Below are 13,768 nucleotides of genomic sequence, written 5' to 3' on the forward strand. Positions count from 1 at the left end.
CAACTCATGCGGTTGGCGAGTTTTTTTATGTTTACGCCCTAGTATGTTGTAACCTCTTCTCTCGACATAATCGAGAAAAAGTCTTTCGTATAAGATTCCGTGATACGAATTAAATCTAATCGTGATGTAGCCAGTGGCTTAAATTCCAAGTTAGTCCCTCCACACGTAAAAAAGTATCTTACCTAGTTGATAAGATACTCATTCGACTTTATGATCTTTTATCCTCTCGCTTGTGGATAAAAAAGGACTTTCACAAAGCCTTTTTCTCCTGACGTTATTCGTTGAAATACGTCTGGTCCTTGTTCCAGTGGGAGTCGGTGGCTAATCATTGGCGCCACATTCAGTGCCCCGGTTTTCATGTAGTGAATTGTTGCTTCCCATTCTCGTCCAGGAAATGGTGTTGAAAGCGCGTTCCATGATCCATGTATACTTAATTCATTTCGAACAATTTGTTCAAAGTAAAAACGCTCAATCGGAACATCTCCGTATGGAATGCCTAAATACACGACTTCGCCACCTTTTTTAGGTAAGGCAAGCACTTGTGCTGACGTGATTGGTGAACCAGCTGATTCAATTGCAACGTCTACTCCTAAACCATTCGTTATTTCCCGAATTTGTTCATGGGCTGGGCGTTCTTTCGAGTTTACGACACTGTCCGCACCCATTTCCTTTGCAATAGCCAATTTTTCGTCATCAATATCAATCGCAAAAATATGGCTAGCGCCAAAGATTTTTGCCCATTGGATGGCTAACAGACCAATGCTCCCGCATCCCATAATTGCCACAGTTGCACCAGGCTTAATCTTTGTGCGGTAAAATCCATGAGCAACTACTGCGGACGGTTCAATAAGCGCAGCACTTTCTTCATCCACTTCGTCGGGCAACGGCAACACGTGAGATGATGGCAAAACGATATATTCTGCAAATGCGCCGTCTTGTTTTGCGCCAACAACATGTAGTGAACTGCACCTGCTTGGCTCACCAGATAGACAGTGTTGACACGTACCACAATGAAACGTTGGGCACACCGCCACACGCATCCCTTCTTGAAGATGAGTAACAGATGAGCCTGTTTCGATAATTACGCCTGTACATTCATGACCAAATATTGTCCCTGGAACGTATGGTCCGAGCTTTTTAAAGCGAGACAAGTCCGACCCACAAATCCCAACGGTAGAGATTTTAATGCGTACATCATCGCTATGGCTCAGCGTTGGCACTTCCGCGTCCTCATAACGAATATCTTGAACGCCATATAATTTCAACGATTCCATCACGTTACGACTGCTCCTTTGGTTGCTTTCCTTTACGTTTACGAATTAAAGCAACAAACGCAATCCCTACGACTAACGTGTTAAAAATCATTTGATGTTCAAAATAAAAATCACCGATTCCTCGTATTGGTCCAAGCATAAAATCTAAAAACATGTCTGTCATCTTTGTTCCCTCCATCAAGTATGGGAGAAGGAAGAGCGATCTCTTCCTTCTTTACCATATGGTTGTTATCCTTCGTTTACAGGAGTGAGCAACACTTTAATCGCTTCACCGCTTTTTATTGCTTGATAGGCTTCTTCCCACTGTGTAATGTCATACTCATGGGTAACAAGGGCTTTTGCATTGACGTCCCCACGATTTAATAGTTCAAGAGATGGCTGCCAATCGGCATGCTTTTGGCTTCTTGTTCCAACCACACGTATTTCTTTTTGAACAATCTTCTCTAAGTCAAACGGTATTTCTGGTGTAGCATAAATACCAACTTGGCAATATTGTCCTTTTTTCCGAAGAAGGTCTAGCCCTTGTTTGGCAGCTGGTACGGCTCCTGAACATTCATACACAATATCCGCACCATATCCGTTTGTTAAGCCATCAACAACATCTTTTAAGTTCTCTTCTTGAATATTCACAACGTAGTCAATCCCAAGCTCTTTCGCTTTTTCAAGACGAATTTTATCGCTATTTAAACCAGTAATGATCACTTTGGCACCTTTACTTTTTGCGACTTGAGCGGTTAAAAGTCCAATCGCTCCTGGTCCAAGCACCACAACGATATCTCCTTGGCTGACTTCTGTTTTTTCTACAGCATGATACGTACAAGCGAGTGGCTCTGTCATGGAAGCGGCTTTGTAATCGACTCCGTCAGGCAATTTGTGCACACTTGCTTCTCTTGCGATTAAATAGTTTGTGAAACCACCGTCTTGTTGCGTGCCAAGCCCCTTGCGCTGACTACAAAGATTATAGTCCTTCGTTTGACAATATTCGCACTCCCCACACACTGAATACGTTGTTTCTGATGTTACCCGATCCCCTACAGCTACAGAAGTTACTGCTTCACCTACTTCAACAACATCCCCGGAGAATTCATGTCCGAGTGTTACAGGTACGCCGACTTTATAATGGCCTTCATACGTATGAAGATCGGTACCACAAATACCTGCATATCGAACTTTAATCTTGACTTGCTCTGCTGCTGGTATAGGTTCTGGTTTGTCTTGTATCTCTAAGTTTCCAAATCCATGGTCTGTTTTAACCAGTGCCTTCATGGTGATTCATCCTCCTTTTTGCATTTCGTTCAGTTAGTAAAATAGACCGAAGAATCGAACAATAACCCAGTTCACGATGTTTCCACCTTGGTCGATACTTGAAATCATTGCTGAATCAGCAGGCATGTTAAAGCTTGCCTCTTGTGCCATCGTCGTGAAGATTGGCGCCATGTCTGTTGCAACATATAAGGAAATCCCAATCATGACGGTCCCGACAATAACAGAATGCACGATGTTTCCGCGAGCAGCACCTACGATAAATGCAACGATAAATGGAATGGTTGCTAAATCGCCAAATGGTAGGAGCGCGTTTCCTGGTAATAGTACCGCCATTGCAACTGTAATTGGTACAAGGATCAAAGCTGTTGAAATAACGGCTGGGTGTCCTAAAGCAACTGCCGCATCTAGACCGATATAGATTTCACGATCACCAAAGCGCTTGTTTAACCATTCACGGGCAGACTCAGATACAGGTAACAAACCTTCCATTAAGATTTTTACCATACGTGGCATCAAGACCATAACTGCAGCCATCGCGATACCAATTTCAACAATCTCACCAACGCTATAGCCGGCTAAGGCACCGATCGTGGCACCAAGCACTAAACCAATAAACATCGATTCGCCTAAGATGCCAAAGCGTCTTTCAATGGATTCTGGATCTGCATTCCAGTCTTTCACTTTAGGAATTTTTTGCAACCCTTTAACTAAGAAGATTCCTGGTGCATACGAGATTGTACTACCTGTTGCAATTGAAACACCTGGTAGATCGTAAAATTTACTAATCATTGGAGCTGTCCAATCTGCAACTTTCAAACAGACAACTTGGAAAATGATTGCAGCAAGTAATGAAATAAAAATGTTTCCAGAAACGACATAAACCATTGCCGCTGTGAACGTGTAATGCCAGAAGTTCCAAATATCGACGTTCATTGTTTTTGTTGTCTTTGTTAATAACATAATGACGTTTACAGCAAGACCTAACGGAATAATAAATGCTGCCACAACGGAAGCCCATGCGATTGAAGACGAAGCTGGCCAACCAACATCAATTACGTTTAGTTCTACGCCTAATCTGTCCACCATGCCTTGAGCAGCTGGCCCTAAATTGTTAACAAGTAAGTCTACTACTAGGAAGATCCCGACGAACGCAATTCCAATTGTTAAACCGGAGCGAAAGGCTTTTCCTGGTTTTTGTCCAAATACTAATCCTAGAATAAAGATCGCTACCGGCAAAATAACCGTCGCACCTAAATCTAAGAATCCTTGAATGAAATCAACAAATCCATCCATGGTTGTTCCCCCTTTATTGAAACGGAATTCCCAGTCACACTAGAAATTCCGTCTTCATTCATAATGGTTTTATGCGATTATGCTTTTAATGCGTCCAAAATCTCTTGTTTTGTTTTGTCTGTACCGATTCCTGTTAAAAATGAACGTGCATTAATAACTGGGAAAGGATATTCAGTTTGTGTCATTGCTGTTGTTACAAGCAGGTCTGCTGTATCGCGGTGTGCACCTACTTCAGAAATTTTAATTTGAACCAAATCTACAGCAATTTTGTGTTCTTTTGCCATTTCTTCGATTGCATTGTTTACCACCGTTGATGTTGCGATTCCTGCTCCACATGCGACTAATACTTTTTTCTTTGCCATGATTAGTTCCTCCTTATACAGTCAATTCGAGACTGTCATCGATTAATAGTTTTACTTCTTCTTTAGATGATGCGTTTACAATTTGCATTAACTTGCTTTCGTTTTGAAAGAGTTGCATCAATTGCTGTAATAATGTCAGCTGTGCATGCGCTTCCTTCATTGCGAGCATAAACACAACTTTTACTTGCACTTGCTCAGAAGGGTCGCCTCCCATCATGCCAAAAGGGACAGCCTCTTTCAGACGACCAATGCTGATCGTCTTCTCGTTTACGTGTTCCACATCCGTATGCGGGATTGCTACCGCCACTCCAGCAGTAGGTAAACCAGTCGGATATTCGTTTTCTCTCGCGATAATGGCATCGACAAAACTTGTTTTAACAAGCCCTTCACGAACAAGATTGTCTGACATTTGCTTCAAAACGCTTTCTTTATCTGTGGCGTTGATATCAAGTAATATAGTTGATTCATCAAGACGCATTGTGGTTTCACCTCTATTCTCTCTACTCCTCATCCATCGAATAGGCCATAATGATGTTTGCCATTTTCTCTATTGATGGCGCTTGTAAAAATGCTCGACGATCTTTAGTTGAGCCAGCAAGCTTGATAAGCTGCCTTAAAGCTCGAATATGTTGATGTTTGTCTTTAGCAGCAATCACGATGATGACGTGAATCTGTTCTTCTTCTGTAAAGTGAACAGGCTCTTTTAGCTGCAACAAACTCATTCCCGTTTGGATGACGCCTTCTTCTGGCGCCGCATGCGGAATCGCTAGACCAGGACCTATAACTATATAAGGATCTCGATCTTTATTCGCGACAAGCGCATCAACATAACGTGGTTCGACAATTCCTTGGTCTACTAAAGGTTTTGAGGCTTGCCTTAATGCCTCATCCCAATCTTCCACAGCGTCTAGCTGTTGCATGACTCCTTTAGTCAAAAAGGTACTAAGACTGTCTTGCAGTGCTTCATCAGCGTACGTATTGCTTTCAGTTGGAAAGAAATAACCGTGTAAGGCTTTTCTTAAATCGTTTTCATTTTCAACCGTTGCATAACCACTAATCATATCCATTAAGTGATCAATATTAATCGTTGTTGGCTTATACCCGTGAATATCTTGCATGACTTGCTGCTTCAAACGATACTTTTCTTCTCGACTGAGAAACGCTTTCGTTACATAAAGCAACTTTTCTGTTGCTAAAGACGTTTGTGAGAAAATCAGATCGTAGGACAATTCATAGGAGTTGAACTGTCGAACAGATAGAGAATCAAGAAAGATAAATTCTGGAAACAATTCCTTCAGTTCTTTTAACATTAACCGTGAAACCGATACACCTTGTGGACATACAACAATCGCTTTTATTTTTTTGTCTATACTTTCACCCTGTCGAGTCATCCAAGAACCAATGAGCATCGTTAAGTAGATTGCTTCCGTTTCCGGGATCTCTTTTCCAAACAGTTCTTCTAATGGCCCTAGACTTCGCTTCACAAGATGGTGAAGTTCTCGATATTCTTTGCTAAATGGATTTTGAACCGTTTCCATTTCTGTTAACTGATAACGAATGCGATAATACGCCGGTTTTGTATGTTGTACCAGTTTCTTTAATAACAACTCGCGCTCCTGTAAATAAATACAAGCACTCTTTTCAAACGACCGAAGCATATTTGAAAGAGCTGGAATTAAATCCGGAATCGAGTCATCCTCTGTTAGTAAGTCGGACCAGTGAACATTAGCCGCAAGTAAATGCAGTGTAATAAAAAGACGTTCTTGCTTTGGTACATTATCCATATTTTGAAAAATGTACTCGGTTGCCTGATATTCTTTTGTATCGGACAACTCTTCATATTCAATTGGGAAGGGTTCAAGTACAGAACCACTTGCGATTCTTTTTAAAACTAAGAGAAAGATATAAGGCATTGCCAACATTTTTTCATCGGTAAAACGAATCCCTAAACGTTGCTCCACTTTTTCAATTCGCTTCTGCAAATCTTCTATCTCGTCTTTATCAATGTTCGCAACGTCTTCTAACCACATCGTTTCTTGATTTGAGTGTTTCGCTAAATCAACTAGATGAATAAGAAGCTTTCGGATGTTGAGCTCTTTTCCTTGGAGCAGATAGCCTTCGCGACGGGAGTAATAAATATCAAGGTTAAATTCGTTTAACCGCTCCTGCACACGTTTTAAATCATTTAATATCGTATTTTTGCTATAACCTAACTCCGATTGGAAGTGAAACAACGATAATTCTTCTTTGTTGGCTAGAAGCATAAATAAAAGATAATGACTGCGCTGCTCCTCTGTTAAAAACCCTTGTTCCTGTGTGACGACTGATGCGTCCGCAGGTTGACGTGATAACTTTGAAAAAACAGACTGCTCAACAATGAAATGACCTTGCCTCGTTCGTTCTATCTCAGGGAGATCTTCGGATCCTAGCCATTCGTTAATTTTTTGAATGGTGTATCCAAGCTGGCGACGGCTTAACTCGTATTTTTTTTCAATTACGCCACTCGTAATTTGTCGATTACTGATGATCTCATTGAGAATTTTTTGGCTTCGATCATTCAATGCCAATGCAATCCCTCCTTTCTTGATTTGATTGTAACATCAATATTATTATGAAAGTATGCGCTTTCATCCCAACTTATCGAACATCTTTTGTACATCATTGTGTTTTACATTCCTCATTCCAAGTTTACCCATTTTTCTTCCATTCCTTCCATAATAAAAAAACAGCTCTAAAAAGCAGCTGTTTTCGACACTTTTCTACATTCCATACACCATGAAATACGTATCATTTTCCCTCTTAAGAGAAACCCCTTTGTACCCAAGGCGAATCAGATCTTTTTGTTTTTCATGATCGTCTAGCCAGACGTCAACGGTCGTTTCATAAAACGATGAAGACGGATTTTTTATGTTTTTTATGAAAATATAGCGGAGCTTTCCTCCATACTTCTCTTTAAGTGCAACAATCTCCATTCCTTGCTTCAGTTTATCGACCATGCTAGGGAGGTTTGTTGGCGCAACTGTTGCACATACATATTGATAAGGCTGATCTTCTTTTTTCAGTCTACAATTTAACCATTCCCCCATTTGCTGTTGCAACCGTCGCCCCCTATATTCAGGATGTACAAGAGAAATTTCTTGATAGATGACTTCTTTTAATTGATCTCTTGATAGACCAGCGTCTTTCCCTAAATGCTCATCTTCATCGACATCTGGTACAAGGAGTGCCCTTGCAGCAATCAAACGTTTCTCAGTAAAAACACCAACAATCATGCCGTTCCCCGCTAAAATGTTGTGAATCTCACCATGACTTAACGTTGACAGTTGTTCTTTGTGCTCCAGCTGGTCGTAGACATGTTGTTGTAAACGTTCGAATGCCTCAATCTGTTGAGCTTTTAATTCGATAAATTGAAGTTCTTCCATGATGATTTCCTCCTGTTACGACAAATCCTTTTTAAACACAACCCGATCAACACCTACTCCATCATAATTCTCTTGGACGGAGATTCCATCAATCTCTTTTGTACCTTTGACAATTGAGAAGCCCATTTGTTGATGGTAGGCAATCGACTTTTTATTCACAGGCGATGTAATGCCGTACACTTCTCTCACCCCAAGGGAGTTCATTTTTTCAAAAAATGTTTTATATAGAAAAGAACCGACTCCAGCACGGCGGGAGTTAGGGGCAACCCCGACAAAATGGATATAGCCACGTTCAGGTTCAGCAGGAGACTGAAACCCTACGAGAAACCCGACTAATATTTCGTGATCTTCCACAACATAACTAGTATTTGAGAAATGAGTGAAGAACAAACGTGGCAGCATCCCTTGCATTTGTCTTCCTCCCCACCATTCATTGATCGATCCATTAATTAGTTCAAAATCGCTTTCTCTTAAAAACCGAATATCCAATTTGCATTCTCCTTTTTCTGTCATTGTAGCAGGAACCCGTCATAATTTGTTGAATCTAGCTAAACCGTGCGAAAGGGGGTCTCTTTTTGAATACAACACAAGCGATTCAACTAGCAAACGAATGGGTCACACAAATCGCGTCTCATGAACAAGGATTTAAAGGTGCCTATCTAGCAGGTTCCATTATTGGTCAGGCACCCACTTCTTCATGGCCATCGTCATCCGATGTTGACATCATGGTCGTCTCAACGAATGTACCTCCTTATAAATTAGGAAAATTCACATATAAAAATTGTTTATTAGAGGTAACCCATCTTGACTACAATCTTTTTCAAGATAAAGGGACGATTCTGGCCGATTACCATTTGAGCTATAGCTTTGCACATACGACAATTCTTGCCGATAAAGACAAAATCCTGCTTCCATTACAAAAGCAAGTCGTAGATGATTTTACTCAGTTAAAGTGGGTCAACCAACGATGTTTACAGGTGAAACATAAAATACGGGACGGATTAACAACACTTCCAACCTCGCTCCCTTTCCATGAGCAGGTAATGAATTGGCTCTTTCCTACGGGCGTGCTCACACACCTCTTTTTAACAGCAGACTTGCAAAATCCGACTGTACGGAAACGGTACGTAGATGTAAAACCGGTTTTAACTTCGTATAAAAAAGCAGATGTTTATGAGCAATTGCTTGACCAATTATGCGTCAGTGAAGTCACTCGATCATTTGTACAATCAAGTTTGGAACACTTGACCGTCACATTCGATTTAGCAGTCAAGCATGGGAGAACACCCTTTTTCTTTTCCACCGATATTTCTAAAATTGGGCGTCCGATCGCTATTGATGGGAGTGAAGCTTTAATTCATGCGAACCTGCACCGCGAGAGCCTGTTTTGGATCATTGCAACTTTCTGTCGTTGCCAGATCATTTTAGCGAAAGATGCCCCACATCTTCATCAAGAAAGACTGCCTTATTTTCATGAGATTCTTGCAAAGATGGGGATTGAAGCAAGCAGGGATTTACGTGGCTTGGCAGACGGAACAATGAGCAACCTCGAACATTTTTGGAAACATACGGAAGACATCCTTGCACAAAACCCTCGGATAAAACAGTAAAAACACGGAGCATAAGCATCGCTCCATGTTTTTATTATGTCTGCTTCTTCCAACTAGTTGGACGTAAATCAACATTCGTATTTAGCTCTTTTATAAAGGTAACGAGCAAGTCAATCTCTTGCTCAATATCTTGTAATGCCACCACTTCACGAGGTGCATGCATGTAGCGAAGCGGGAGGGAAACAAGAACAATTGGTACGCCGTCACCTGTTAATCTTAGTTGATCAGCATCGGTGCCTGTCGTTCTTGGCGTCAATTCATACTGTACAGAGATCCCCAATTTTTCTGCTGCTTGTAGCAATCGTTCATTTGCTTTTTTGTTAATAGGGGCTCCTTTTGCCAGCACAGGACCACCCGCAAGTGTAACTTCTCCAACTTTTCCGAGTTGAGCTGACGGATAATCTGTCGCAAACGTCACGTCAAGGGCAATCGCCAAGTCAGGCTTTAAACGTGAACCAGCAAAATATGCGCCGCCCATGTTCGTTTCTTCATTAACCGTACTTACACCATGTACACATACTTCAGGTAAATCTTTAGACAAACGCTTCATAACTTCTGCCACGATGAACGCGCCAGTGCGATTGTCCAGTCCTCTTCCATGGATACATCCATTAAGAAGTTCAACAGGCTCAATGTTATACGTTATTGGATCACCAATTTCAACAGATTGCTGTACCTCTTCTGCTGAGCGTGCGCCGCAATCAATAAATAAGTCATCCATTGTTAAATCTGCTTTTGCACCTCCATGATGCTGTGCATTTGCTCCAAAGACCCCTCGCACGTTTCCATGCTTCGCGTGAATGGTGACCTCCATTCCGAGCGCTGGTAAGGGACTCAGCCTTCCTAATTCTTCAACGTAAAGAAAACCTGAATCATCAATCGCTTTCACGATAAATCCAATCTCATCACAATGACCTGCTAGCAACACACTAAACGTCGCTTCCCGATTAATTGTTGCAATCGCGTTTCCCGCTAGATCTGTATCGAGGTCATTCACGTGTTCACTCATGTATGAGAGCCATTTATGCTGAATGGCTTCTTCATGTCCAGAAGGAGAAGGGGTTTTTAGCAATTCAAACAAAAAGGATTTATCCAAACTTAACCAGCTCTTTTCTATTCATTTTCCGCTACGAGTAATACACCATTTTCTTCATTCCACAAAAAATAGATCCCGTCTTCTTCTAAATAGAAGAAGGGTGTTTCTTCTATTAACGGTTGTTCATTTGCGGTGAGGAGAATGGCAGCTAATTCATTCTGCTGATCTATTTTTAACAGATTTTCATTCACATATGCATAGTAGCCATAGCCAAACTCATCGGCAGCTTCAAACGAAGCCGCACCCATTACTTCTTCATATGGTTGATTCATCGTTGTTTCAATGTCGGTAAGAGACACGTTATGTCTGTCCAATAGTTCAGCTTCAACCGTGTCACGATTCACTTTTTCAGCCTCATCAACATACAAAATCGCGTCTGCTTCAATAAATAAGTCGTCCCCGTCATTTTCAATTTGAACAACCGTTTGCGCATCATTTTCACCGGTCACCACTACTTCCGTTCCAAAAGGAAGCGTCATCACTGCTGTGGAGCTGTCGTTCGATGTGTAAAGTGGCGTATCCACATCTTGAATTACAGCACGTTCTGGAGCACTATACTCAAGCCAACCGTCATCGTCGTCTTCTCCAGAGGTTTCTGAAACAGCTACTTCCTCTTCAGTTGACACTTGTTCTTCTTCAGCATCGGCTGAAAGAAGAGGCTGTACAGCTAATAGATATGCCGCAACGACAAACACTGCAACCAGAACAACTAACTGACTAAAAAATAAAACTGAGTGCTTTTTTTGTTCTTGATCTTTACGCTTCGCATGTTTTTTCTTTCCTCGCGGTCCATACGTCTCAGTTTCAGCCATTTCAACGTTTGCCACTGAACGCTGCATTTTCAATTCTTCTTTATGATCTTTCTGCTTTTCTTTTGATAACGCCGTAAACCAATTAATGTACGCTTCGTACTCTTCTACGACTTTTGTTTTATCGCCAAATGCACGCGTTTCACCGTTGTGGAGCCATAACACTCGATCTGAAATGTTTTTGATTTCTTTAATGTTATGACTGATAAAGATAATCGTTTTGTTTTGTGCTTTAAACTCATCAATTTTATCTTTACACTTCTGATAGAATGTTTTATCGCCGACAGATAAAGCTTCATCAACAATTAGAATATCTGGATTTGTATGAGCGGAAATCGCAAATCCTAATCGAGACTTCATTCCTGAAGAATAGTTCTTTACCGGCTGGTTCATAAAATCACCAATATCGGCGAACTCTTCAATCGATGGCAAAAGCTGATCGATTTCTTTTTTTGAAAATCCGTGCATCAAACATTTTTGCTCAATGTTTTCGTATCCATTTAACTGGTTATTTAACCCAACGTTTATCGCAATTAAAGATGTCTCGCCTTGAACATCTAGGTTCCCTTCTGTAGGTGGGATTACGCCTGCTAATATATTCGAAATGGTCGATTTCCCTGAACCATTTATACCAACAATTCCGATTGTCTCCCCTTCGTAAATTTCCAGGGAAATATCTTTTAATGCATAAAAGTCACGATTTTCTTTTTGCATCTTCGGCAAAAACATCGCTTTTAACTTCTCACTATTGCTCGTAAAAAGCGTATATTTTTTTGTGACGCCCTCTAATTTCATCTTAGGATTCATTCGCAAAATCCCCTTTATAAATAATCAACAAAGCTGTTTTTAAATTTCTTAAAGACCGTTGCACCAAGGAATCCAATTAAAAGGATTAATGCCCAGAAATAAATCATATACGTGATATTTTCAAAAAACCACGTACCTCCAATAAAGGAATCTCGAAATCCGTTTAAAATATAATAGAACGGATTTAATTGTAAAAAGGAAAGCAAGCGATCATCCATTGAATCTGGTGCCCAAATAATTGGACTTAAAAAGAACATCATTCGCATCCCAGCTTCAAGAAACTGATAATAGTCTCTTACAACGGTTGCGAGCGTCGCACTAAAGATCGTAAACACATAAAGAAAAGCATACAAGCATAGGAAATAATACGGTAGCTGCAATAAATACACGCCTGAAAAGACAGAGTATATGGCTAGTACCACACATAAAATTCCTAACATAACAAAAAAGCTAATTGAATTTCCTGCAATCGTTATAGCAGGTAGTACGCTTACTGGGAATTTCATTTTTGAAACCATTTTAATTTTTTTATGAATACTGTTTGATCCTTGAAGGACGGTCGGGCTTATAAAAAACCACGGAATTAATCCACAAAGTAAGTACACAAAAAACGGTGTATCGCCAACATCTTGTCCTTGTCTAATACCAAGCCCAAAAATAACAAAAAAGACCACGACTTGCATCAGCGGACTAAATAACTGCCAAAAAGCGCCTAAGTAATGGAGTTGAAACTTACTTTTTTGTTCAAATGCTGCAAGCCTCCAAATTAAGTGCTTATTTTCGTATTGCTCTTTAAGCAATTGTAATAAGGCTTTCATTACCCGTACTCCTTATTCGTTCAAAAATACGTTCATTCATGTGCACGTCATTTTTTGCACCTGTCTATCATATCACTTCCTTCATCAAATCGCCATTTAACATTATTAACGTTCGTTGACAATTTAAAAAGCTTGCAACAATGTTTGTTGGCAAGCCTGTTTTGCTGCAAAAATCGATTAAGCGAAAAAATAACCAATTAATCAACCTTTTCGTTATACATCATCCATAAGCCGATATCTTCAAAACCGATATTTTTGTAAATCACTCCAGCACTTGGGTTGTCGTAAAACAGACACGCTTCTTTTCCTTCCGAAAATAACTGCCTACACACGTCATAGACACATGCCGACGCATAGCCATTTCGTTTAAAGTCTTGGAGCGTTGCTACCCCAACAATCATCGCTGAACTCGAGTTTTCGGCTGTAGTTGAAGCAGCAGACACAACGATTTCACCGTGACGTACGATACTGGACCGGGAAAACCCATCTCGAAGATCTTTTTGCTTTTTCTCAACAGATGTCTCCATCGACTGGCTGAACTCTGGAATTTGTTTTAACAGATCGAGCAATACTTTCGCATCTTTAGGTTGAGCTGGTTGAACTTCATTGATGGCTGATGGCACGGTTGTTTTGATTGCACTACATTTTGCATAATACGTCTGCTTTCTCTTCATTGGCTTCTTAAGAAATGAATCAAGTTGTGTCGTGACATCTTTTAATCCTGACATCGCTTTAAAGTTCGGATCTGCGTTTATAATGGTCGCAAACCCTTCAGCATCGTATGCACCCTCGGCATAGGGGAGATAACTTGAATGATAGTTTAACAGCACCGCAACAAGCTCATTCGCCTCATTGAACTGTCCCCATACTTTTTGGAAGTCCGTTTCCATACCGAATGCTTCAATGTCTCCAATAATAAAAAGGTTTTCGGCAGGCTTTTGTCTCACAAACGTAAGACATGTCTCTTGATCTTCTTTTTGCAATTGACGTATCATCTGGCTCCCCCCTTGA

Annotated in this window: 14 protein-coding genes; 1 reads left to right on the forward strand and 13 read right to left on the reverse strand. The window is 40.7% G+C overall.

The window, feature by feature from the left end; all coding sequences use genetic code 11:
* Positions 1–218: 218 nt before the first annotated feature.
* The 9 genes from ACE1TH_RS09750 to ACE1TH_RS09790 all read right to left on the reverse strand — a co-directional run bounded on the left by ACE1TH_RS09750 (position 219) and on the right by ACE1TH_RS09790 (position 8,106).
* Complete coding sequence (locus tag ACE1TH_RS09750) at positions 219–1,274, reverse strand: galactitol-1-phosphate 5-dehydrogenase (protein WP_255225348.1); 1,056 nt, start codon at positions 1,272–1,274, stop codon at positions 219–221.
* A 4-nt stretch (positions 1,275–1,278) separates the two neighbouring features.
* A complete protein-coding gene (locus tag ACE1TH_RS09755; protein ID WP_176554342.1) occupies positions 1,279–1,437 on the reverse strand; it encodes a hypothetical protein in 159 nt (52 codons plus the stop codon).
* Positions 1,438–1,502: 65 nt separating this feature from the next.
* On the reverse strand, positions 1,503–2,540 hold the full coding sequence (locus tag ACE1TH_RS09760; RefSeq protein ID WP_099302255.1) for a zinc-binding dehydrogenase: 1,038 nt from the start codon (positions 2,538–2,540) through the stop codon (positions 1,503–1,505).
* 33 nt (positions 2,541–2,573) lie between these two features.
* A complete protein-coding gene (locus ACE1TH_RS09765) occupies positions 2,574–3,833 on the reverse strand; it encodes a galactitol-specific PTS transporter subunit IIC (RefSeq protein WP_099302256.1) in 1,260 nt (419 codons plus the stop codon).
* A 77-nt stretch (positions 3,834–3,910) separates the two neighbouring features.
* Positions 3,911–4,195 carry a PTS sugar transporter subunit IIB gene (locus ACE1TH_RS09770; protein ID WP_099302257.1) on the reverse strand — a complete coding sequence of 95 codons (285 nt, stop codon included), beginning with the start codon at positions 4,193–4,195 and terminating at the stop codon, positions 3,911–3,913.
* 13 nt (positions 4,196–4,208) lie between these two features.
* Entirely contained in the window at positions 4,209–4,673 is a 465-nt protein-coding gene (locus ACE1TH_RS09775; protein ID WP_099302258.1) for a PTS sugar transporter subunit IIA, read from the reverse strand.
* A 22-nt stretch (positions 4,674–4,695) separates the two neighbouring features.
* The gene (locus ACE1TH_RS09780; RefSeq protein ID WP_375078853.1) at positions 4,696–6,762 is read right to left on the reverse strand and encodes a BglG family transcription antiterminator; all 2,067 of its coding nucleotides are present in this window, start codon (positions 6,760–6,762) and stop codon (positions 4,696–4,698) included.
* Positions 6,763–6,954: 192 nt separating this feature from the next.
* Positions 6,955–7,617 (reverse strand): GNAT family N-acetyltransferase, encoded by a 663-nt coding sequence (locus tag ACE1TH_RS09785; protein WP_375078854.1) that lies wholly within the window; start codon positions 7,615–7,617, stop codon positions 6,955–6,957.
* Positions 7,618–7,632: 15 nt separating this feature from the next.
* Complete coding sequence (locus ACE1TH_RS09790; RefSeq protein ID WP_375078855.1) at positions 7,633–8,106, reverse strand: GNAT family N-acetyltransferase; 474 nt, start codon at positions 8,104–8,106, stop codon at positions 7,633–7,635.
* An 86-nt stretch (positions 8,107–8,192) separates the two neighbouring features.
* Between ACE1TH_RS09790 and ACE1TH_RS09795 the strand changes: the two genes are divergently transcribed.
* Complete coding sequence (locus tag ACE1TH_RS09795; protein ID WP_375078856.1) at positions 8,193–9,227, forward strand: hypothetical protein; 1,035 nt, start codon at positions 8,193–8,195, stop codon at positions 9,225–9,227.
* 34 nt (positions 9,228–9,261) lie between these two features.
* On the opposite strand, the gene ACE1TH_RS09800 is transcribed toward ACE1TH_RS09795, so the two are convergent.
* The 4 genes from ACE1TH_RS09800 to ACE1TH_RS09815 form a co-directional block, all read right to left on the reverse strand.
* Complete coding sequence (locus tag ACE1TH_RS09800) at positions 9,262–10,323, reverse strand: M20/M25/M40 family metallo-hydrolase (RefSeq protein WP_375078857.1); 1,062 nt, start codon at positions 10,321–10,323, stop codon at positions 9,262–9,264.
* Positions 10,324–10,340: 17 nt separating this feature from the next.
* Positions 10,341–11,939 (reverse strand): teichoic acids export ABC transporter ATP-binding subunit TagH, encoded by a 1,599-nt coding sequence (gene tagH / locus ACE1TH_RS09805; protein WP_375078858.1) that lies wholly within the window; start codon positions 11,937–11,939, stop codon positions 10,341–10,343.
* 14 nt (positions 11,940–11,953) lie between these two features.
* A complete protein-coding gene (locus ACE1TH_RS09810) occupies positions 11,954–12,757 on the reverse strand; it encodes an ABC transporter permease (RefSeq protein ID WP_099302264.1) in 804 nt (267 codons plus the stop codon).
* Positions 12,758–12,954: 197 nt separating this feature from the next.
* Positions 12,955–13,752 (reverse strand): GNAT family N-acetyltransferase, encoded by a 798-nt coding sequence (locus ACE1TH_RS09815; protein WP_375078859.1) that lies wholly within the window; start codon positions 13,750–13,752, stop codon positions 12,955–12,957.
* Positions 13,753–13,768 lie beyond the last annotated feature (16 nt).

The organism is Shouchella sp. JSM 1781072 (genome assembly GCF_041949915.1).
GTDB lineage: Bacteria > Bacillota > Bacilli > Bacillales > Bacillaceae_D > Shouchella.